Origin of the sequence: Nonomuraea sp. NPDC049152 (genome assembly GCF_040648355.1) — a bacterium.
In the GTDB taxonomy this organism is placed as follows: Bacteria; Actinomycetota; Actinomycetes; order Streptosporangiales; family Streptosporangiaceae; genus Nonomuraea.
This window is the reverse complement of the sequence record NZ_JBEZDO010000002.1, coordinates 107768-128125: the sequence shown is the minus strand read 5'-3', so window position 1 is coordinate 128125 and position 20358 is coordinate 107768. Positions and strand designations below refer to the sequence as shown.

General features: G+C 70.4%; 17 protein-coding genes. 8 read left to right on the top strand and 9 right to left on the bottom strand.

Features of this window, described 5'->3' with window-relative positions:
* The first annotated feature begins 189 nt into the window (after positions 1 to 189).
* Positions 190 to 1671, top strand: a complete 1482-nt coding sequence (locus AB0B45_RS04425; RefSeq protein WP_358125123.1) for a hypothetical protein — start codon at positions 190 to 192, stop codon at positions 1669 to 1671.
* A gap of 16 nt (positions 1672 to 1687) precedes the next feature.
* On the opposite strand, the gene AB0B45_RS04420 is transcribed toward AB0B45_RS04425, so the two are convergent.
* A complete protein-coding gene (locus tag AB0B45_RS04420; RefSeq protein WP_358125120.1) occupies positions 1688 to 2929 on the bottom strand; it encodes a cytochrome P450 in 1242 nt (413 codons plus the stop codon).
* 126 nt (positions 2930 to 3055) lie between these two features.
* Between AB0B45_RS04420 and AB0B45_RS04415 the strand changes: the two genes are divergently transcribed.
* Both AB0B45_RS04415 and AB0B45_RS04410 read left to right on the top strand, forming a co-directional pair.
* Complete coding sequence (locus tag AB0B45_RS04415; RefSeq protein WP_358125117.1) at positions 3056 to 4252, top strand: beta-ketoacyl-[acyl-carrier-protein] synthase family protein; 1197 nt, start codon at positions 3056 to 3058, stop codon at positions 4250 to 4252.
* Positions 4253 to 4471: 219 nt separating this feature from the next.
* Positions 4472 to 5518, top strand: coding sequence for a methyltransferase domain-containing protein (locus tag AB0B45_RS04410; protein ID WP_358125114.1), 1047 nt, complete (start codon positions 4472 to 4474; stop codon positions 5516 to 5518).
* Here AB0B45_RS04410 and AB0B45_RS04405 read toward each other — a convergent pair.
* From AB0B45_RS04405 to AB0B45_RS04395, 3 genes are all read right to left on the bottom strand, one after another.
* Entirely contained in the window at positions 5484 to 6314 is an 831-nt protein-coding gene (locus tag AB0B45_RS04405) for an alpha/beta hydrolase (RefSeq protein WP_358125111.1), read from the bottom strand. The genes AB0B45_RS04410 and AB0B45_RS04405 overlap by 35 nt on opposite strands.
* 32 nt (positions 6315 to 6346) lie before the next feature.
* On the bottom strand, positions 6347 to 7576 hold the full coding sequence (locus AB0B45_RS04400) for a cytochrome P450 (RefSeq protein ID WP_358125108.1): 1230 nt from the start codon (positions 7574 to 7576) through the stop codon (positions 6347 to 6349).
* A 67-nt stretch (positions 7577 to 7643) separates the two neighbouring features.
* Entirely contained in the window at positions 7644 to 9218 is a 1575-nt protein-coding gene (locus tag AB0B45_RS04395) for a GMC family oxidoreductase N-terminal domain-containing protein (protein WP_358125106.1), read from the bottom strand.
* Positions 9219 to 9329: 111 nt separating this feature from the next.
* Between AB0B45_RS04395 and AB0B45_RS04390 the strand changes: the two genes are divergently transcribed.
* From AB0B45_RS04390 to AB0B45_RS04375, 4 genes are all read left to right on the top strand, one after another.
* Positions 9330 to 10865: a long-chain fatty acid--CoA ligase gene (locus AB0B45_RS04390; RefSeq protein WP_358125103.1), complete on the top strand. Its 1536-nt coding sequence runs from the start codon at positions 9330 to 9332 to the stop codon at positions 10863 to 10865.
* 104 nt (positions 10866 to 10969) lie between these two features.
* Complete coding sequence (locus AB0B45_RS04385; RefSeq protein WP_358125101.1) at positions 10970 to 11407, top strand: MarR family transcriptional regulator; 438 nt, start codon at positions 10970 to 10972, stop codon at positions 11405 to 11407.
* Between the two features lie 71 nt (positions 11408 to 11478).
* Positions 11479 to 11940: a hypothetical protein gene (locus AB0B45_RS04380; protein ID WP_358125098.1), complete on the top strand. Its 462-nt coding sequence runs from the start codon at positions 11479 to 11481 to the stop codon at positions 11938 to 11940.
* Between the two features lie 21 nt (positions 11941 to 11961).
* Entirely contained in the window at positions 11962 to 12522 is a 561-nt protein-coding gene (locus AB0B45_RS04375) for a hypothetical protein (RefSeq protein WP_358125095.1), read from the top strand.
* Between the two features lie 52 nt (positions 12523 to 12574).
* Here the strand turns inward: AB0B45_RS04375 and AB0B45_RS04370 are convergent, their stop codons facing one another.
* The 4 genes from AB0B45_RS04370 to AB0B45_RS04355 all read right to left on the bottom strand — a co-directional run bounded on the left by AB0B45_RS04370 (position 12575) and on the right by AB0B45_RS04355 (position 17916).
* Positions 12575 to 13834, bottom strand: coding sequence for a class I SAM-dependent methyltransferase (locus AB0B45_RS04370; protein ID WP_358125092.1), 1260 nt, complete (start codon positions 13832 to 13834; stop codon positions 12575 to 12577).
* Positions 13835 to 13837: 3 nt separating this feature from the next.
* Positions 13838 to 15187: an FAD-binding oxidoreductase gene (locus AB0B45_RS04365; protein ID WP_358126245.1), complete on the bottom strand. Its 1350-nt coding sequence runs from the start codon at positions 15185 to 15187 to the stop codon at positions 13838 to 13840.
* A 158-nt stretch (positions 15188 to 15345) separates the two neighbouring features.
* Positions 15346 to 16314 carry an NAD(P)-dependent oxidoreductase gene (locus AB0B45_RS04360; protein ID WP_358125090.1) on the bottom strand — a complete coding sequence of 323 codons (969 nt, stop codon included), beginning with the start codon at positions 16312 to 16314 and terminating at the stop codon, positions 15346 to 15348.
* Positions 16315 to 16389: 75 nt separating this feature from the next.
* On the bottom strand, positions 16390 to 17916 hold the full coding sequence (locus tag AB0B45_RS04355) for a serine/threonine-protein kinase (RefSeq protein ID WP_358125088.1): 1527 nt from the start codon (positions 17914 to 17916) through the stop codon (positions 16390 to 16392).
* A gap of 115 nt (positions 17917 to 18031) precedes the next feature.
* On the opposite strand from AB0B45_RS04355, the gene AB0B45_RS04350 reads away from it, so the two are divergent.
* Complete coding sequence (locus tag AB0B45_RS04350; RefSeq protein ID WP_358125085.1) at positions 18032 to 19132, top strand: CaiB/BaiF CoA-transferase family protein; 1101 nt, start codon at positions 18032 to 18034, stop codon at positions 19130 to 19132.
* On the opposite strand, the gene AB0B45_RS04345 is transcribed toward AB0B45_RS04350, so the two are convergent.
* Positions 19107 to 20330: an FAD-dependent monooxygenase gene (locus tag AB0B45_RS04345; RefSeq protein ID WP_358125082.1), complete on the bottom strand. Its 1224-nt coding sequence runs from the start codon at positions 20328 to 20330 to the stop codon at positions 19107 to 19109. The genes AB0B45_RS04350 and AB0B45_RS04345 overlap by 26 nt on opposite strands.
* Between the last annotated feature and the right edge of the window lie 28 nt (positions 20331 to 20358).

The following is a 20358-nucleotide window of genomic DNA, read 5'->3' as shown; positions in this document are numbered from 1 at the left end:
GACCCCGACGACCTGCCCATGCAGGACCCGCCGACCGATCCCACTGGCTTCTCACGTTTTGCTGCGGAACCACCGGCATCGCATGAGATCATGCCGGGTGCGTCCAATCCGGACATAACCTCGGGAGGTACGGCAGCAATGGCAACGGAGAATTCCGGAGCGTCACCCTTGCCGCCGTCCTGGCCTGATGTGCCGACGTCGTGGCCCGAAACCCCGCGTGACGAGCCCGTTCCCACCTCCTGGCCGGAGGCGGGGCGCATCGAGCCCGCCTCGGGCTCGTGGCCCGACGCCCCTCGCGCCGGTGGCTCGTCGCCCGCCTGGCCCGAACAGTCGCCACCGACCCGTGAGCCGCTGCCCGCCTGGTCCAACCTGTCCACGCCCGCGCCGTGGCCGCCGAGGGAGTCCGGCATCGCGCCTCAGGGACACGACCCGCTCGGCATCGACCCGGCCGACCCGCTCGGAGCGGGGACCAGCCCCTCCCACCCCCGCCTCGACCCGCCCCCGCCCCACCAGCAGGCGAGCGATCCGCTCGGCGCCCACCCGCCGGCCCCTCCGCAGGGGGGCTACCCGCCCGTGGGCCACCCGCAGGCGGTCGACCCGCGCGTGGCGGGCGGCCAGGCGGGGCTCGCGCCGCAGCCCGGGATGCCGCCGGTCCAGGGCCCGCCGCAGCACCACCCCGCCGATCCCACCGCCATGGGCAACGGCCACGCGGCAGCACCCGGCATGCCCGCTCCCGACGCCCCACCGCAGGGAGCGCCCGGCGAGCCGCGCCCAGGCGCCAATTTGAGCCGCGACCCCTCCGACCCCGACAACCGCTTCGTCACCGCAGGGCAGATCAGCGGCTCCCGCACCCCTCCTCCCGAGCGCCAGCAGGAGCTCTGGAACACCGTCTTCGGCGACAACTACGAGGCCATGGGCGAGGAGGACGCCGACGAAGGACCGGGCAAGCCCGTCTGGATCTACGCCCTGGCGGGCTCGGTCGCGATCGCGCTGGTCGCCGCCCTCGTGTGGGCCTTCATCGCGGGGCCGCTCGCCTCCGACTCGTCGGCCGCCCCGTCCGCCGAGCCCTCCTCGTCGGCGCCCCCAAAGAAGAATCCCCCCACCAAGAAGCCGTCCGTCGGCCGCCTGCCCCGGTTCCAGGGCGACCCGTCCCCCGTCACGGGCCTCACCGCCGATCCCACCGCCGGCATCTCCGTGCCGCGCCTCGGCGGCCCGTGGAAGCCTGACCTGCGCAGCACCATGAAGTCCACGTTCGGCTACAGCACCCGCCAGTTCGCCCCTGCGGGGACCGACGCGGCGGGCAAGCAGATCGTCGCCCAGGTGATGACGGGCCCACTGCCCGCCAAGCTGGCCGGCGCCTACACCTCGCCTGAGAACCTCGAGCCGGTGATCAAGGCCGTCGTGGTGTCGGCCCGAAAGCTGTACTTCTCCACCCCGAACGACGCCAAGAAGACCGCCACCCAGGCGCTGAAGGTCGGCGGCCTGCCCGCGCAGCTCAACGCCTACGAGATCACGGTCGACGGGGTGAAGACGACCGTGGTCGCGGCCGCGATCAGCACGGGCGCGGACATGCCCGCGATCGTCTACATGTCGGTGCCGTCGGAGCAGAAGGAACTGCTGCCCGACATCAACAGCGTCTTCAAGCAGATCAAGGCGACCGCCGCCTCCTGACCTCGCGGAAGCGGCGTCAGAACGTGCACTCCATGTGCTTGATGCCGTTGATGAAGGCGGAGTGCAGGCGATCGGGCCTGCCGCCCTCGATGCCGGGCACCCTGTGCAGCAGCTCGCGGAACATCACCGTGATCTCCCTGCGGGCCAGGTGGGCGCCGAGGCAGAAGTGCGGGCCTGGCCCGCCGTAGCCGACGTGGGGGTTGGGGCTGCGGGTGATGTCGAAGACGTCGGGGTCGGTGAAGACGGCGGCGTCCCTGTTGGCCGACCAGTAGAACAGGACGGCCTTCTCGCCCGCCTTGTAGAGGTGCCCGTTCATCTCGAAGTCGCGGGTGACCTTGCGGCGCATGAAGTTGACGGGCGAGGCCAGCCGTACGATCTCCTCCACCGCTCCGGGCAGGTGCGCTTCCATGTCGGAGACCAGCAGCGCCCGCTGGGAGGGGTTCTTGGTGAGCAGGCGCAGTCCGTAGGAGATGGCGTTGCGGGTGGTCTCGTTGCCGGCGACGACGAGCAGGATGAAGAAGGAGCCGAGCTCCTGCAGCGTGAGTCGCTCACCGTCGAGGTTGGCGTTGACCAGCGAGGAGGTCAGGTCGGCCGTGGGGTGGTCGGCGCGGTAGGCGGCCAGGTCCTGCACGAGTTGCTGGAGCTCGAAGCCCGCGTTGAGCAGGCGCGTGGCGATGTCGCTGACGTCCGAGCCGGTGTATTCGGGGTCGAAGCCGCCGAGGATGAAGTTCGAGCGGTCGAAGACGAACTGGTAGTCCTTCTCCGGGATGCCCATCATGTCGCAGATGATCTTCAGCGGCAGGCGGGCTGCCACCTCGGTGACGAAGTCGCAGCCTGGCCCCTTGGCCAGCAGGTCGTCGACGATGCGGGCGGCGGCGGACTCCACGTCCGCCTCGAACTGCTTGATCATCTTGGGCGTGAAGGCCCGCGAGACGATACGGCGCAGCCTGGCGTGCCGCGGGTCGTCCATGTTGATCATCGAGCCGAAGTACTCGGTGAACTCGGCGGGCATGTCGGGGATGTTGGTCGCGCCGCCGTCGCCCGAGCAGAAGACCGAGGGGTTGCGGCTGGCCTCGAGGATGTCGGCGTGCCGTACCAGAGCGTGGTAGCCGGGGCCCTTCGGCGCGAAGGACACCTCCATCTCCTCGAAGAAGACGGGCTCGTCCAGTGCGCGCAGCCGGGCGAACGCCGCCTCGCGCTCGGCCATGGGCAGCGCCCAGAAAGCCTGGTCCGACAGGTCGAAGTCCACAAGCGTCATGAACTCCATAGTTGGCGAAAGTGACCACTTACGTCAAGATTGTGTGCGAGTCCGACAAGATCCGGCGCCGACGTTCGTCGGTTGCGTCATCCCCGCGGGCGATCATCACCCTGCAGCGTGGAACGCATGAGATCTGACGTGGTGATCACCGGGCTCGGCGCGACCACCCCGCTGGGCGGGAACGTGACAACGACGTGGGAGGGGCTGCTGGCCGGCCGCTCGGGCGTCCAGACGACGGAGTGGGACCTGCCCGCGCGGATCGCGGCGCTGCTGGCCGACGATCCCGCCGAGGTGCTCGGCAGGCCGCTGGCCCGCCGCCTCGACCGATGCGAACAGGTGGCCCTGGTCGCGGCCAGGGAGGCGTGGGCGGACGCGGGCAGCCCCCAGGTCGATCCGGTACGGCTGGCCGTGGTGATCGGCACCGGCACGGGCGGCGCGACGACCATGCTCGGCCAGGACGACATCCTGGAGAAGGAGGGCGTGCGCAGGGTCTCGCCGCACACGGTGCCCATGCTCATGGCCAACGGCCCCGCCGCCTGGGTGAGCATCGAGCTCGGCGCGCGCGGCGGCGCCCACGCTCCTGTGAGCGCGTGCGCGTCCGGCTCCGAGGCGATCGCGATGGGCCTCGACCTGATCAGGCTCGGCAGGGCCGACGTGGTGGTCGCGGGCGGCGCGGAGGCGTGCGTCCACCCGCTGACGCTGGCCGGGTTCGCCCAGGCCAGGACGCTGTCGAAGCGCAACGACGAGCCGGAGCGGGCTTCCAGGCCGTTCGACGCGGGCAGGGACGGCTTCGTCCTGGGGGAGGGGGCCGGCCTGGTCGTGCTGGAGCGGGCCGAGTTCGCCGCCGCGCGCGGCGCCCGCGTGCTGGCCACGCTGGCGGGGGCGGCGGTCACGTCGAACGCGGTCCACATCACCGCCTCCGACGTCGAAGGGCAGTCCAGGGCCATCACGACGGCGCTGCGGGAGGCCGAGCTCGACCCGGTCGACGTGGGGCACGTCAGCGCGCACGCCACCTCCACCCCCGAGGGCGACCCGGTGGAGGCGGAGGCGATCGGCAGGGCCGTCGGCGGGCATCCCTCGGTGACGGCGATCAAGTCGATGCTCGGCCACCTGTGCGGGGGCGCGGGCGGCGTGGCCGCGGTCGCGGCGGTGCGCTCGATCGTGGAGGGCCTCGTGCCGCCGACGATCAACCTGGACTCGCTCGACCCGAGGATCGACCTGGACGTGGTGCGGGGGTCGGCCGCTCCGCTCCCCCACGGCGCGGTCCTCGTCAACGCGTTCGGGTTCGGCGGGCACAACGTCAGCCTCGTGCTGGGCAGGTAGACGCCGTGGCGCCCGAGGCGGTCGTGCCCGGGGTCGGCCTGCGGCCGTAAATGCGTTGAACCGGCCTCGCGGCGCCCGCTAGGTTCTGCCGCGTGACGTTCTTCTTCCGACGTTGACGATCCGCCGGCGGGCCGCGGCCGCATGATGCGAACACCAGCCCACCGCCGGTGATGCGGGACGGCATGCCGCCGCCCCGGGTCGCGACGTGGGAGAAGACAAGTGCATACGCTCCTGGTGGCCAGGACTGTCCGCGGCCTGGAGCCGCTGGTGGCCGAGGAAATCGGCGGTGCCGTCCGGCACAGGCACCGCGAGGTGTGGTTCAGGCGTACGGTCCCCGATGCCGGCGTGCTGGGACTGCGGACGGCCGACGACGTGCTGCTGGCGGCCGCCGTGGCCGGGCGGATCGGACACACCAAGGCCGCCCTCACCCGGTTGCGCGCGGCCGCGCGCGAGGTGGACGCCGCCGCGGTGGTGGCGCTGAAGGCGGCCTTCGGCGGCTCGCCGGAGGTGAAGGGCGTGGACGTGTCCGCCTCCTTCCTCGGCAGGCGCACGTTCACGCGCTACGACATCGAGGACGCCGTGGGGGCCGAGCTGGCCGGGCGGCTCGGCGTGCCGTACCACTCGAGGAGGCATGGACCGCCGCCGCCCTGCACGCTGTCCTGGCGGGTCAGCGTGGAGGGCGACGAGGCGGTGATCGGCCTGCGGATCGCCGACCGGCCGCTGCACCGCAGGCCGTACAAGATCGCCACGGTGCCCGGCACGCTGCATCCGCCGGTGGCGGCGGCGATGGCCAGACTGGCGGGGCTGGAGCGGGCGCGCTCGGTGCTCGACCCGTGCTGCGGAGCGGGCACGACGCTCATCGAGGCCCGCGCGTCGGCCCCTTCGCCCCGCTACCTCGGCGCGGACCTCAGCCCCGAGGCCGTGCGGGTGGCCGCAGGGAACACGGCGGACGCCGATCGGATCGGGTGGCTGGTGGCCGACGCGGGCCGGGTCCCGCTGCCCGCGGGCAGCGTCGACGTCGTGCTGGTCAATCCGCCGTGGGAACGCCAGGTGGCCGCGGGAGGGCTGCTCTCCGCCGACCACGACAGGCTCTGGCGGGAGTTGCGGCGGGTGCTGACGCCCCAGGGCAGGGTGGTCGCCCTCCTGCCCGACGCCGTCGAACCGCCGGGATTCGCGGTGGACAGGGCGATCCGGCTGAGCCTCATGGGCAGGCACCCGGCGATCGCGGTCCTCAGCCCTCCAGCCAGGAGAGGATCAGGTCGTTGACCTCGCGGGGGCGTTCCAGCTGCAGGAAGTGGCCCGCCCCCGCGACCCTTTCCACCCTGGAGCCCTCGGGCAGATGCGCGAGCGCGTCCTTGACCAGGTGCTCGCCGAGGCAGCCGTCCTGGGCGCCGTGGAGGTAGAGGACGGGCCTGTCGGGGGCGAGAGGGACGGGATAGCGGCCCGAGGGCGGGGTGGTGCCGAGCATGGCGCGGTAGTAGCCGATGGCGGCGGCGAGGTTGGCGGGCGCGCCGATGCTCCTGCTGATGAACTCCAGGTCGCGGGTGGCGTCGTAGCCCGGGGACCAGTCGCGCCACAGCCCCTCGATGAAGCCGGGTGCGGCGGCGGCGCTCTCGGCCAGGCCCGTCTGGAAGAGGAAGACGTAGAAGGAGCGCTTGAGCTGCTCGTACTCCATGAACCCGGCCAGCAGCGCGCCGATCGGCGGCACGGCCATGGCCACCGACTTGCGGAAGCGGCCGGTCGTGCCGTACACGGGAACGGCTCCCCAGTCGTGGCCGATGACCACGGCCCGCTCGTCGCCGCCGAGCGCCTCGTGCAGGGCGTGGACATCGGCGACGAGCGCCGCGGCCTCGTAGGCGCCGTCGGCGGGGATCTCGGTGGGCGCGTAGCCGCGCAGGAAGGGCGCGACCGCGCGGTAGCCGCGCTCGGCCAGTTCCGGCATCAGGTGACGCCAGGTGTGCGCGGTGTCGGGGAAGCCGTGCAGGCAGAGGGCGAGGGGGCCCTCGCCTAACGCCAGATACGCGAACTCCAGCCCGTTGGCATGGACAGTCCTGATCTCCATGGCGGCAAGTGTGCCACGCCCCTCCTCTCCCATCAGTGCGCGTACCGCAGGTGCTTGACGCCGTTGATGAAGTTCGAGAGCAGGAAGTCGGGTTCGCCCACGGCGCGGATGGCGGGCAGCCTGGTGAACAGCTCGCGGAACATGACGGTCATCTCCCTGCGCGCCAGGTGCGCGCCGAGGCAGTAGTGCGGCCCAGGACCGCCGAAGCCGACGTGCGGGTTGGGGTCGCGGGTGATGTCGAAGGCGTCGGGGTCGGTGAAGACCGACTCGTCCCTGTTGGCGGAGTTGTAGAAGAGCAGCACCTTGTCGCCCTTCCGGTACATCCCGTGGTCCTGGGTGACGGTCCTGCGGAACTGGATCACCGGGGTGGAGTAGCGCACGATCTCGTCGCACGCCTTGACGATCCGCCCGTCGAAGTCGGCCATGAGGTGCTCGCGCTGCTCGGGATGGTCGGTGAACAGCTTGAGCCCGTAGGCGATGGCGTTGCGGGTGGTCTCGCTGCCCGCCACGACCAGCAGGATGAAGAACGAGCCGAGCTCCTGGGAGGTGAGCCGCTCCTCGCCGTTGACCAGGAGGCTGACCAGGTCGCCCGTGGGGCGCTTGCGCCGCTCGTCGCCGAGCGCGGCGGCCAGCCGGTTGAGCGAGTGGCCCGCGTGCAGGAGCTTGCCGAGGCCCTTGGCGACGTTCCAGCGGTTGAGGTCGGGGCTGATGCCGGTGTACTCGGGGTCGGCGTTGCCGAGGATCACGTTGGTACGGCGCAGCACCATGTCATGAAATTTCGGTGGAATTCCCATCATGTCGCAGATGACGCGAACCGGGAGTCTGGCGGCGATCTGCTCGACGAAGTCGCCGGGCCCCTCCTTGATCGCCGCGTCCACGATCTCGGCCGCCGCCACGGCCAGGTCGTCCTCCATCTTCGCCAGGATGCGCGGCGTGAACGCCCTGGAGACGATCCTGCGCAGCCTGGCGTGCCGCGGGTCGTCCATGTTGATCATCGAACCGAAGTAGACGGCCAGCCAGCGCGGCATGTCGGGGATGCTGTTGGAGCACGGCTCGCTGCTGAACACCCCCGCGTTGCGGCTGGCCTCGGTCACGTCGGCGTGCCGTACCAGGGCGTAGTAGCCCTCGCCCGCGCCGATGAAGGGGACCACGTTCTCCTTGACGAACACCGGACGGTCCAGCTCGCGCAGCCGCCTGAAGGCGTCCACCCGCTCGGCCTGTGGAAGTCCCCAGAACGGGATCTGCGACAGATCGATGTCCATGCCGTCCATCGTTGACGCAAGTGTTCACTTACGTCAAGGGTCCACGCCGTCCGGTGAGAGCCCTTCGTCAGGTGGAGGTCAGCAGGTCGGCGGCCTTCTCGCCGATCATGACGGCGGGGGCATGGGTGTGGCCGCGGTTGAGCGTCGGCATGATCGAGGCGTCGGCGACCCGCAGCCCCTCCACGCCGCGCACCCGCAGCTCGGGGTCCACCACCGAGTCGGCGTCCGCGCCCATCCTGCAGGTGCCCACCGGGTGGTAGAGCGTCTCCGCGCGCTCGCGCACCCATTGCGCCAGCTCCTCGTCGCCGCTCTGCCCGGCGTAGGGCGCCATCGGCCCCGAGACGTACGGCCGGAGCGGACCGGTCTCGAAGATCCTCCTGGCCGTCCCCAACCCCGCCACCAGCCTGCGCAGATCGGCCTCGGCCGACAGATAGCGGGGATCGATGACCGCGTCGCGGCCGCTCAGCGCCACCCTTCCCCTGCTCTCCGGCTGCAGCAGCACCGCGCCGATGGTCAGCCCGTGCTCGGTGGGCGCGACGAGCCCGTGCTCGAAGAAGAACCCGGGCGCGAAGACCAGCTCGATGTCGGGTGCGGGCTCGTCGGGCGAAGTCCTGACGAAGGCGACGGCCTCTCCCACGTTCGTGGTCAGCGGGCCGTCGCGCAGCACGAGGTAGCGCAGCAGGTTCCCGAGACTCTCCGCGGCCTTGGTGAGCGTGATCGGCTGCGGGCAGCTCATGTAGACGGCCGAGGCGAGGTGGTCCTGCAGGTTCCGGCCGACCTCCGGCAGGTCGTGGACCACCGGCACGCCGGCCTGCCCGAGCTCGCCCGCCGCGCCGACGCCCGAGAGGAGCAGCAGGTGCGGGGAGCCGATCGCGCCCGCCGACAGGACGACCTCGCGCCTGGCGGTGATCCTGGTGCCGCCGTTCTGAGCGGCGGCCAGTTCGACGCCGACCGCCCGCCTGCCGTCGAAGACCACGCGCTCGACCCGCGCGCCGGTGACGACGGTCAGGTTGCGCCGCCTGAGGACGGGCTTGAGGTAGGCGTCGGCGGCGCTGCACCTGCGGCCGCGGTTCTGCGTGACGGGGGTGGGGCTGCAGCCCTCGTTCGACGGCCCGTTGAGCTCGTCGAGCCTCGACATGCCCAGTTCCTCGCAGCCCTTCAGGAAGGCCAGCGTGGCGGGGCTGGGGCTGCGGAGCTCGGAGACGTGCACGGGTCCCGCCTCGCCGTACACGCCGCCGGTGTTGCTGCCGACCCGGCGCTCGGCCCTGCGGAAGTACGGCAGGACGTCGTCGTAACCCCAGCCGGGAACGCCCCACTGGTCGTAGTCGCGCCGGTGGCCGCGCACCCACATCTGGGCGTTGAGCGAGGAGGACCCGCCGAGCACGCGGCCGCGCGGCCAGTAGAGCTCGCGCCCGGCCAGCTCCTCCTGCTTGGCGGTGGAGTAGTTCCAGTCGAGGTCGCTCTTGAAGAGCTTGGCGAAGGCGACAGGCATGCGGATCTCCAGCCTGTCGTCCTGCCCACCCGCCTCGACCAGCGCCACTGTGACCGAGGGGTTCCTGGAAAGCCTGTTGGCCAGCACGCAGCCCGCCGAGCCCGCGCCGACGATCACGTAGTCATACTCCACAGGACGTGCATACTTCACCCGGCGCACCTCGTCCATATGCATCTGTAACCTTTGTTACCTACCGGCTGGTATGTAGTTGCTGCCAAGATGTCGCGCGTAGGAGTAAGCGCGAGGGAGGAAGGCCTGCCCATGCTCAACCTGTCGATCGTCCTCGAGGACAGCGCCCGCACCGCGCCCGACGACACGGCCGTCGTCTTCGGCGATCTGCGCCTGCCGTACTCCATGGTGGAGACGATCGCCAACCAGGTGGCGAACCTGCTGGTCGCGCGGGGCGTCGGCAAGGGTGACAAGGTGGCGCTCGCCTGCCCGAACGTGCCCTACTTCCCCTTCGTCTACTTCGGCATCCTCAAGGCCGGCGCGACGGTCGTGCCGCTGAACGTGCTGCTGCAGTCGAGGGAGATCGCCTACCACCTCGACGACAGCGACGCCAAGGCGCTGTTCTGCTTCGAGGGCACCCCCGAGCTGCCGCTCGGCGAGCGCGGTAAGGCGGGCTTCGAGGCCGCCGAGCGGTGCGAGCACTTCTTCGTGCTGCCGGCCACGCCGCTGGCCACCGAGTCCGAGTACGGCGAGTCGATCTGGGCGGCGCTGAACGGCATGCCGGGCGAGTTCCAGACCGTGCAGACCGCTCCCGAGGACACCGCGGTCATCCTCTACACCTCCGGCACGACGGGCCAGCCCAAGGGCGCTGAGCTCAGCCACCAGAACATGCTGATGAACGCCATGGTGAGCGACGAGATGTTCCCGCGCACGCCCGGCGGCGACATCTACCTGGCCGTTCTCCCGCTCTTCCACTCCTTCGGCCAGACCGTCGTGATGAACACCGGCTTCCGCCGCCGCGGCACACTCGTGCTCATGCCGCGCTTCGACCCTGGCGAGGCCCTCGGGCTGATCCTCAAGGAGAACGTGACGTTCTTCGCGGGCGTGCCCACGATGTTCTGGGGCATGCTCACCAAGATCCACGCCGAGGGGGCCGAGGTGCCCACCTCGCTCAAGCTCGCCGTGGCCGGCGGCGCCTCCGCGCCCGTCGAGGTGCTGCGCGACTTCGAGCGGACCTTCGGCATCGGCATCCTCGAGGGGTACGGCCTGTCGGAGACCTCCCCCGTGGCCAGCTTCAACCAGCTCGGCCGGCCGACCAAGCCGGGCACCATCGGCACGCCGATCTGGGGCGTGGAGATGAGGCTGGTCGACAGCGACTGGAAGACGATCGAGGGCGAGGGCCCCGGCGAGATCGCCATCCGCGGCCACAACGTCATGAAGGGCTACTACAACAGGCCCGAGGCGACCGACGAGGTCATGAACGACGGCTGGTTCCGCACCGGCGACATCGCCACCCGCGACGAGGACGGCTACTACGCCATCGTCGACAGGGCCAAGGACATGATCATCCGCGGCGGGTTCAACGTGTACCCGCGCGAGCTCGAAGAGGTCCTGATGACCCACCCCGCGGTCTCGCTGGCCGCGGTCGTCGGGATCCCGCACGAGTCGCACGGCGAGGAGGTCAAGGCGTACATCATCCTGAACGCGGGCGCCTCGATCACCGAGGACGAGCTGGTCGCCTGGTGCAAGGAGAACATGGCCGGGTACAAGTACCCCCGTATCGTCGAGTTCCGCGAGAGCCTGCCGATGACCGCCACAGGCAAGATCCTCAAGCGCGAGCTGCGCTGACGGCGCCGCCCGGCACCGCCCGGCCTGCGGACGCGCTCGGAGACATCCCCGCGGAAATGATATCTTCCTTAGTGCAACACTTGCGCGAGAAGAGGAATCCCCCGATGGAATCGAGCGTGGTCTTCCGGCACTACCTCAGCGCGGTGGTCCTGCACAGCCTGGCCAGCGCCGAATCGGCGGGGCTCAACGCCACCGACCTCTACGCGCTCAACACGCTGGAGCTGTCGGGTCCGCTGACCTCGGGCGAGCTGGCCACGCGTGCGGGGCTGACGACGGGCGCGACCACCAGGCTGATCGACCGCCTGGAGCAGAGCGGGTACGTCAGGCGGGTCGCCGACCCCACCGACCGGCGCAAGGTGATCGTCGAGGCCTCCGGCAGGCCCGCCCGGCTCGACGAGGCGCTCAGGGGCGCCAGGCAGCGACTGGCGGAGCTGCTCGGTGACTACACCGAGGAGCAGCGCGCGACGCTGTTCGACTACTTCGGCAAGGCCGCGAACGCCTTCCAGGAGGCCACCGACGAGATCACCTCCGATCGGGGGTAGGGCGCTCCCTACCCCCGACATGGGTGCGGGCAGGGCTGATCCGGTCATGGGCGCGCGTGAACACTGGGTGCATGGTCCCCACACAGACGGCCCCCGCGCCCGTCCCCGCTCCCGTCAGGGCTTCCTCCACCCTCTGGTTCGCCGCCGTCGGCGCGGGCGCCTTCGAGGCCGCCCTCGCCGTCGGTCAGGCACTGTCGGCGGGCGAGTCCTTCTCCTCATTCGCCGGTGGCCTCGCGTTCCGGCTGGCGGTGTTCGCCGGCGCCGTCTTCCTGGCGGTGTGCCTGCGCCAGGGCCGTAACTGGGCCAGGATCGCGCTGGCCGTCACGCTCGGTGTCTTCGGCACCCTGTCGCTGGTGATCGAGCCCATCCGGTGGCTGCTCGCGGGCAACTCCGTCACGGAGTTCTACGCCTCCGCCGAGGTGCTGACTTACGTCTTCACCCTCAGCCGCGTCCTGCACCTGGCGGCAGTACTGGGAGCAATGGTGCTGATGTTCAGTTCTGCGGCGAACGCATACTTCCGCGAAAGAAGATAACAGGCGGTATCGTTTGCGGTCATGCAGAATCGTCTGACCGGAATGCTGGTCGGTGCCGTCTTTGGGGCGGTATTCGTGATAGTCAACGCGCCGGGACCGCTCGGCTCCGTGATCGCGACCGTCCTCCGCGTGGCCGCGGCTCTCGCCGCGGCGTATGCGCTCTTCTTGTGGTTCAGCGCCGGACGCCGTCTCAGGTCGGGCGCCCAGCCTCCCCAGCCGCCCGAGGGCGGCACCATGTTCGGCCGCGGCTATCTACTGATCGTCGCCGCGGAGGCGATCCTGCTGTTCGGCGGCCTGCAGGTGCTGCGCGTGATGGAGCGCCCCGTGGAGACCAACGTCGCGTGGATCGCCCTGATCGTGGGCGTCCACTTCGTCGCGCTGGCTCCGGTGTGGAAGGAGCCCAGCATCATGATCCCCGGCGTGGTGCTGACCGTCCTCGGGATCATCGGCCTGGTCATGTCGTTCACCTCCGCCCTGGCATGGGTGCCGTTCGTCAGTGGCGTGCTGTCGGGCGTGACGCTCCTTTCGGGCAGCATCACCTACGCCAGAAGAGGCCTGGCCGCGCTCTCCCCCACCCCGTGACGCGAGAGGACCGCGCCGCCCACCGGGCGACGCGGTCCTCTCGACGTGCTGATCAGGGCCAGTCGACGGAGGGGCGCAGCGGCACGTCCGCGCCGCCGTCCCTGTCGAGCTTGACGCCGAGGACCTGGTGGAGCTGGACCTTGTTGCGCTCGAAGCCGACGATGCAACCGGCCATGTAGAGCCGCCAGACCCTGGCGGTGCCCTGGCCGACCTCCTGGAGGGCGTCCTCCCAGTTGTCGTCCAGGTTGTCGCACCAGAACTTCAGCGTGCGGGCGTAGTGCTCGCGCAGGTTCTCCTCGTGGCGGACCTCGAAGCCGGTGTTCTCCATCATCGAGATGAGGTAGCCGGCCGACTCGAGCTCGCCGTCGGGGAAGACGTAGCGGTTGATGAAGCCGCCCTTGTTGATCGTCTTCTCGGTGCTGGTCGGGCGGGTGATGCAGTGGTTGAGCAGCCGGCCGCCCGGCTTGAGCTTGCCGTACAGGCCGGAGAAGTAGCCGGCCAGCTGGTCCTTGCCGATGTGCTCGGTAAGGCCGATGGAGCTGACGGCGTCGAAGTCGCCCTCGGGCACGTCGCGGTAGTCCATGAAGCGGACCTCCGCCAGGTCCTGCAGGCCCGCGTCCACGATCGCCTTCTGCGCCCACTCCGCCTGCTGCTTGGACAGCGTGACGCCGATCGCCTTGACGCCGTACTCGCGCGCGGCGTGCATGACCATGCCGCCCCAGCCGCAGCCGACGTCGAGCAGGCGCATGCCGGGCTTGAGGTCCAGCTTCTTGGCCACCAGGTCGAACTTGGTGTACTGAGCCTCTTCGAGGGTCGCGTCCTCACGGGGGAAGACGGCGCAGGTGTAGGCCATGGAAGGCCCGAGCACCCACTCGTAGAAGCGGTTGGACACGTCGTAGTGGTGGTGGATCGCCTCGGCGTCACGCTGCTTGGCGTGGCGTGAGCCGAGCCTGGCCAGCGTGCTCCTGCGCATCTCCTGAGGCGGCGGAGGAACGCGCATCAGCAGCGGCTTCGTGCCAAGAGCCCGCACGGCGTCGATCTTCTCCGCCATCGTCAGGTCGTTGGTGGTGATGTTCCACATGCGGTCGAGCAGGGTGTACATGTCGCCGTGGACGTCGATGTGTCCCGACACGTACGCCCTGGCCAGGCCGAGCTCGCCCGGCGCCTGGGCCAGGTAGGCCACGGCGATGGGGGACTTCACCTCGAGGCGCACGTCGGCGCCGTCAGGACCGGCCTTGCTACCGTCGTAGGCCATGAACGCGATGTTGGTGTTCGCACCAACGATCTTCTCAAAGATGCTCGCCAGAGCCATCTCTCACCTTCCCCGCACACACTTGTCGTACAGGTCCAGCAGGCGACCGTTCGGGTCGTATTCCCGCTTGACCGGCCAGTAAGCATCGCCGTTGTACAGCTGCCAGAACTGCTCACGGGCGTAGAAAGAGGTCGAGTAGAGCGACTTGTGCCCGTCGAGGTCGTGCACTTCGTTCTCGATCAGCCGGTTGTAGTAGCCGTCGAACTGTCCGCGCGGCAGCGGGACCATGCCCCAGAAGCCGAAGTTGACGTAGAGCTTGCCCGTCTCCAACGGGTACAGCGGCCACTCGCTCGACGATCGGAGAGGGCACATCCACACCGGGGTCATGCCGACCTTGGCGTGGAAGAACTCGAGGAACTCCGCACCCCGCTCGACCGGGGTCTCGACGTCCTGGATGACCGACTCCTGGACGGGGGCGTCGCGCCACCTGTCGACCCTGGCGACCACGCCGTACCTGCGGTCGAGGGCGACGAGCCTGCGGTAGACGTCGGAGCGCATCCACTTGCGCGGCATCAGCGACCGCACCAGCGGCTGCTGCACGCCGAACGCCCGCGAGCACCAGAACCAGTCGGTGTCCCAGCGCCAGAGGTAGTCGCGGACGGTCAGCCAGTCGCGGCCCCGCTTCTGGATCGACTGGTAGTAGATGCGCATCCCCGTGTAGTCGGAGGTGTACGGCGCGCGCTCGGCGAAGCGGCCGAGCGTGATGTACATCTCCGACGGGTCGAAGAACACGCCGTCCACGAAGTCGACCGGCTCCCCGTCGTGCACCATCTGCTCGCAGATCTCCTGCATGGCCAGCATGCACTTGGCGGCGTCGGTGAAGCGCAGGTGGGTCAGCCTGACGTACGGCTGGACCTTCTTGAGCCTGATCCGGATCCTGAGCGCGTAGCCGAGCGTGCCGTAGGAGTTGGGGAAGGCCCTGAACAGATCGCGGTGCTCGTTGTCGTCGCGAGCGACCACGATGCGCCCTTCGCCGGTCAGGATCTCCAACTCCTCGACCGACTCGTGCGGCAGGCCGTCCCTGAAGCTGGTCGACTCGATGCCGAGCCCCGTCACCGCTCCCCCGAGCGTGATCGTCTTCAACTGCGGCACGACGTACGGCATGAGCCCGTGCCGCAGCGTGGCGTCGACGAGGTCCTCGTAGGTCGTCATGCCCTGGACCTCGGCGGTCATGCTGACCGGGTCCACGCTGATGACCTCGTCGAGGTCGCGGGCCGACAGCTTGGCGGCCTTGCCCGAGTCACGGAACCTGAACAGGTTCGAGGTCGCCTTGGCCAGCCGAGGAGCCGCGTCCGCGGGAATCTCGGCGTAGGACTGCCTGATCTGTTCGACGGCCCGCTGGTGTGCCGACATCGTTGTCACAGAAACACCCCCAGAAGCTGTGGTCGAGATCGTCCGTAGAGACCGTATCTCTCCAAATCAGCATCGAACAGGTCGGGGTCGTTAAACGCCCGAAAACTTCCTATCGTCCCAGGTAAAGCCCCTACCGGTCGGCGAACCGACAGGAAACTCTACTTACCAGACGCGACCCGCCTGCGGACCTGCGTCGGGGCGTCGTTGACGACGTTGATGATCTTGGTTTCGTCGAGCGCGGCCGCCAGGTTGGACAGGACCGCGGAGATCAGCCGACCGGTCGTCTGAGGTGTGACGCCCGCCACGTGCGGCGAGAGCAGAACGCTCTCCAGGTCGCGCAGCGGGTCTCCGTCCGGCAGCGGCTCGCTCTCGAAGACGTCGAGGGCCGCGCCCGCCAGGTGTCCCTCGCGCAGCGCGGCGGCCAGCGCCCGCTGGTCGACGACGCCTCCGCGGGCGGCGTTGACGAGGTATGCGCCCTTCCTCATCGCGGCGGGATCGACGAGCCCGCGCGTCTCGTCGGACAGGGCGATCACCACGACCAGCACGTCGGAGGTGGCGACGACCTCGTCGAGCGGGGCGTAGCCCGCGCCGCGCGGCGTCCGCGTCCAGTGCGAGACCTGGCAGCCGAACGCCTCGAACAGGCGGGCGCAGTGCTCGCCGATCGGGCCGTAGCCGACGATGCCGACGCGGGAGCCTGACAGCTCGCGGGGGCCGAGGTCGAGTTGCGGCCACTCGCCTGCGCGGACGGCCGCGTCGGCGGCGGGCAGGCGGCGGGCCAGGGCGAGGGCCGCGCCCACGCACCACTCGGCCACCGCCGTCGCGCTGACCCCCGCGGTGTTGGCCAGCGGAACCCCCGCCGCCGACAGCGCGGCCAGGTCGTGGCCGTCGACTCCCACGGACGGCTGCTGGACGAAGGCCAGGCGCGGGGCGGCGGCGACCGCGGCCGCGTCCATGGCGAGGCTGCCGCTCCAGTCGCCGAGCACGAGCTCCGCCTTGGGGAGGGCGGCCTCCATCGCGGCCCTGTCGCGCGCGGTCACGAGCGTGACGCGCTCGCCGAGCGGGGCGAGCAGGCCGCGCAGGGCGTCGGGCGGCAGCGGGGCGAGGGCCAGCAGGTTCCATGGGGTCATGAGGCCGACCCTAGGACGGCGACAGGCCCCTGACCACACCCGCCGGGCCCCCGGCCGCGGCAGCCTGGTCGCGCCTCAGGTGCCCGGGGTGAAGCTGCCCATCACCTGGCGCATCATCCGGCCGTGCCGCCGCCACTGCTCCTCGGCGACCGTCCACGACACCACGTACGCCGTGTTCCCCGCCACCATCGCCCGCCGTACCTCATGGTAGAGCCGCCCCTCCGTCGCCCACGGGTGGCCGGGGGCGGCGGTCCAGGTGAACTCCCAGTCGACCGCGCCCTGCGCGGCGGCCTTGCGGCGCACGGTCCGCACGTCGGTGGCCGCGGTCATGCCCTCCTCCGCGTCGCGCAGGATCTGGTGCGGGTCGAGCGTGGCGTACTGCTCCTCGACGCCGAGATGGGCGGAGCGGTCGGGCCGGGTCCACTGCGTGTAGGCCTGGGCACGGGCACCCCTCCACCTGGTCGGCCGCTGGATCGACCAGCCGTCGGGCGAGGTCCACAGCCGGGTCAGGGCGACGGGCGTCCTGGAGACGGTCGGCGTGGGGGTGGGCGAGGGCGTCGCCGAGTGAGCGTGGGTGGCGGGCGGCGTCGAGGCCAGGGTGCTGGCCTTGGCCTGCGGCACTCGCGCGCTGCCCTGCGCCGCCTCGGGGGCGAGCTTCAGGTAGGCGCCCGCGCCCACGGTCACGACCAGGACCGCCACCGCGGCCGCCATCAGCGTCGTACGGCTGCCGCGCCTGCGGGAGGGCGGCCGGTCGTCATCGTCGTCGTGCTTGGCGGCCTGCTGCTCGCCGATCGCGAGGAGCAGCGCGTCGGTCTCGGCCGCGGTCAGCCGCTCCTCGGGCTCCTTCTTCAGCAGCCCCTTCAGCACCGGGTGCAGCGCGGGAGGGATCCTGCGGTAGTCGGGCTCCTCCCCCAGCAGCGCCGACAGGGTGGCCATCGGCTCGCCCCGCTCGAACGGCGAGCGCCCGGTGAGCGCGGCGTACAAGGTCGCGCCGAGCGACCACAGGTCGGAGGCAGGGCCGATGTCCTCGAGGCCGCGGACCCGCTCGGGCGCCAGGAAGGCGGGCGAGCCCGTGACCATGCCGGTCCTGGTGAGGGAGCTGTCACCCTCGGCGGTGGCGATGCCGAAGTCGGTCAGGACCGCGCGGCCGTCGTCGCACAGCAGGATGTTGCTCGGCTTGACGTCGCGGTGCAGGATGCCCACCTCGTGGGCGGCCTTCAGTGCCGACAGCACCTGGCGGCCGACGTCGGCGGCCTCCCTGATCGGCAGCGCGCCGTGGGTGGCGACGACCTCGTCGAGGGCGGGCGCGCGGACCAGCTCCATGATGATCCACGGGCGGCCGTCCTCCTCCACGACGTCATAGACGGCCACGACGCTCGGGTGGTTGAGCCTGGCCGCCGTGCGCGCCTCGCGGGCGGTGCGCATCAGGTGGCGTTCCCTGTCGGGCTTGGGCAGCTCGGGCGGGAGTAACACCTCCTTGATCGCTATCGACCGGTTCAGCAGCGTGTCGTGGCCCTCCCAGACCACGCCCATGCCGCCCCTGCCCAGCTCTTTGGCCAGGCGGTAGCGATGGGCGATCAGCTGATCGGATTCCGAAGCCATAAGGCGCAAGTTTCCCATACCCCTGCCAAGCGTGCGGGCCGTCCGCCCGACAGAGCGGTGTGTCGATCTTACTGGGACTGTCGCGGCGCAGCCGTACCGAATAAAGTTCTTGAACATGACTCATGGACCGCTGGCAGGAGTGAAGGTGCTGGAGCTGGCCGGGCTCGCGCCCGGGCCCTTCGCCGGGATGATGCTCGCCGACCACGGGGCCGAGGTGCTGCGCGTCGACAGGGTGGCGGCCGTCTCCGACCGTCCGCGCACGGACGTGATGGATCGCGGCAAGCGCACGATCGGGCTCGACCTGAAGTCGGCGGAGGGAGTGGCGGCGTTCAAGGAGCTGGCCGCGAACGCCGACGTGGTCATCGAGGTCTTCAGGCCCGGCGTGGCCGAGCGCCTGGGCATCGGCCCCGACGACATGCACGCGGTCAACGAGCGTCTGATCTACGGCAGGATGACCGGCTGGGGCCAGGAGGGGCCGCTGGCCACGACCGCCGGCCACGACATCGACTACATCGCGATCTCGGGCGTGCTGTCCATGCTCGGGCGCGCGGGCGACAAGCCCACGCCGCCGATCAACATCCTCGGCGACTTCGCGGGCGGCGGCCTCATGCTCGCGTACGGCGTGCTGCTGGCCCTGTTCGAGCGCGAGAGGACCGGCAGGGGCAGGGTCGTCGACGCGGCGATGGTGGACGGCGCGGCCATGCTGTTCGCGATGTTCTACCGGTCGGGATGGGGCCCGCGCGGCACCAACCTGCTCGACACGGGGGCGCCGTTCTACGACACCTACGAGACGGCCGACGGCGGGTTCATGGCGCTGGGCGCGCTGGAGCCCCAGTTCTGGGCGGAGTTCGTGTCCAGGGCGGGCCTCGACGACCTGCCCGACAGGGGCGACCCCGCCCAGTGGCCCGTGCTGAGGCTCCGCCTGGAGGCCGCCTTCAAGGAGCGGACGAGGGCCGAGTGGGAGGCGGTCTTCGAGGGCTCGGACGCGTGCGTCTCACCCGTGCTGTCCATGGCGGAGGCGGCCGCGCACCCGCACAACACCGCGCGCGGCGCGTTCACCACGGTCGGCGAGGTCACCCAGCCCGTGCCCGCGCCCCGCCTGCTCGGCACCCCCGAACCGGACCTGTCCCCCGCCACCAGGCTGGAGGACCTGACGGCGTGGGGGCTGGACCGGGAGCGGGCGGCCAAGCTCAGGCAGGCGGGCGTGCTGGCGTGAGAGCGCTGTAGTCCTTCGGTTCGAACGTGTCGTGCATGCCGAGGTTGCCACCGCCGCGCCTGGTGATCGCCCTGGTGAGGGCGGTGGGCAGGCTGGTGAACAGGCGCGCGCCGTTGATCAGCGCCCATACCTCGGCCCTGCTGCCGGGGATGAGGCGCTTGGCGGCGGTCACGGCGAAGGCGCGGCTTCGCCGCACGTATTCCGACATCTCATGTTCGTAGGCGGCGAAGGCGCGGGTGTGGTCACCCTTCGCCCGGGCCAGCTCCCCTGCCAGCACGTAGGCGCCCACGACCGCGATGCTGGTGCTGCCGCCGACCGCCGGCCCCGGACAGTAGCCCGCGTCGCCGACCAGCGTGACCCTGCCGCGTGACCAGGTGTCCATGCGCAGCTGGGTGACGGAGTCGAAGTAGAACACCTCGGCGCGGTCCATCTCGTCGAGCAGCCTGGGCGTCTCCCAGCCCAGGTCCGCGAACTGCTCGCGGAGCAGGGCCTTCTGCCGCGCGGTGTCGCGGTAGTGGTAGTCGAGTTGCCCGGCGGGCCGCATGAAGAAGAAGACCCGTGCGTCGTCCATGGTGCCGGCGCCGTAGACGCCGACCATCCTGTCGACGGTGGGCATACCGGCCATCCTGCCGTCGAGGCCGAGGTAGTTGGGGATGGTGGCGACCGCGATGTAGGCGCCCAGCCACCGCGTGAAGCCGGACTCCGGGCCGAAGACCAGCCGCCGCACGTTGGAGTGCAGGCCGTCGGCGCCGACCACCAGGTCGAAGCGGCGCGGCGCGGCCTGCTCGAAGGTGACCTCGCCGTCGTCGGAGATCGAGGTGATGGAGTCGCCGAAGAGGTACTCCACGTCGTCCTTGGTCGCGTCGTGGAGGACCTCGGCGAGGTCGTCGCGCATGATCTCGACGTGCCTGGCGGAGATGCCGCCCATCAGCCTGGAGACCTGGATGCTCACCGGCTTGGCGGCGCCCCGCCTGATCATCGTGAGCCACTCGGTGCCCGTCCTCCTTTCCGTGATCGCGTCCAGCACGCCCATGCGCTCGACGACGTCCATGGCCGGCTTGAACAGGTCGACCGCGTGACCACCCGACTTACGCAGGGTGGGCGATTTCTCCACGACGGTCGGGGGGAATCCGTAGCGCTTCAGCCAGTAGGCCAACACCGGGCCGGAGACGCTCGCTCCGGAGATGAGGATGTTCATGGAGCCCTCCTTACTTATCGATAAGTAA

Excerpts from the sequence above, each read along its gene's own strand:
- AB0B45_RS04420 (WP_358125120.1), bottom strand. The coding sequence starts at position 2,929 with ATGACGCTTGTGGACTTCGACCTGTCGGACCAGGCTTTCTGGGCGCTG.
- AB0B45_RS04415 (WP_358125117.1), top strand. The coding sequence starts at position 3,056 with ATGAGATCTGACGTGGTGATCACCGGGCTCGGCGCGACCACCCCGCTG.
- AB0B45_RS04355 (WP_358125088.1), bottom strand. The coding sequence starts at position 17,916 with ATGGCTTCGGAATCCGATCAGCTGATCGCCCATCGCTACCGCCTGGCC.
- AB0B45_RS04400 (WP_358125108.1), bottom strand. The coding sequence starts at position 7,576 with ATGGACATCGATCTGTCGCAGATCCCGTTCTGGGGACTTCCACAGGCC.
- AB0B45_RS04380 (WP_358125098.1), top strand. The coding sequence starts at position 11,479 with ATGGTCCCCACACAGACGGCCCCCGCGCCCGTCCCCGCTCCCGTCAGG.
- AB0B45_RS04405 (WP_358125111.1), bottom strand. The coding sequence starts at position 6,314 with ATGGAGATCAGGACTGTCCATGCCAACGGGCTGGAGTTCGCGTATCTG.
- AB0B45_RS04350 (WP_358125085.1), top strand. The coding sequence starts at position 18,032 with ATGACTCATGGACCGCTGGCAGGAGTGAAGGTGCTGGAGCTGGCCGGG.
- AB0B45_RS04360 (WP_358125090.1), bottom strand. The coding sequence starts at position 16,314 with ATGACCCCATGGAACCTGCTGGCCCTCGCCCCGCTGCCGCCCGACGCC.
- AB0B45_RS04365 (WP_358126245.1), bottom strand. The coding sequence starts at position 15,187 with ATGTCGGCACACCAGCGGGCCGTCGAACAGATCAGGCAGTCCTACGCC.
- AB0B45_RS04370 (WP_358125092.1), bottom strand. The coding sequence starts at position 13,834 with ATGGCTCTGGCGAGCATCTTTGAGAAGATCGTTGGTGCGAACACCAAC.
- AB0B45_RS04345 (WP_358125082.1), bottom strand. The coding sequence starts at position 20,330 with ATGAACATCCTCATCTCCGGAGCGAGCGTCTCCGGCCCGGTGTTGGCC.
- AB0B45_RS04375 (WP_358125095.1), top strand. The coding sequence starts at position 11,962 with ATGCAGAATCGTCTGACCGGAATGCTGGTCGGTGCCGTCTTTGGGGCG.
- AB0B45_RS04390 (WP_358125103.1), top strand. The coding sequence starts at position 9,330 with ATGCTCAACCTGTCGATCGTCCTCGAGGACAGCGCCCGCACCGCGCCC.
- AB0B45_RS04385 (WP_358125101.1), top strand. The coding sequence starts at position 10,970 with ATGGAATCGAGCGTGGTCTTCCGGCACTACCTCAGCGCGGTGGTCCTG.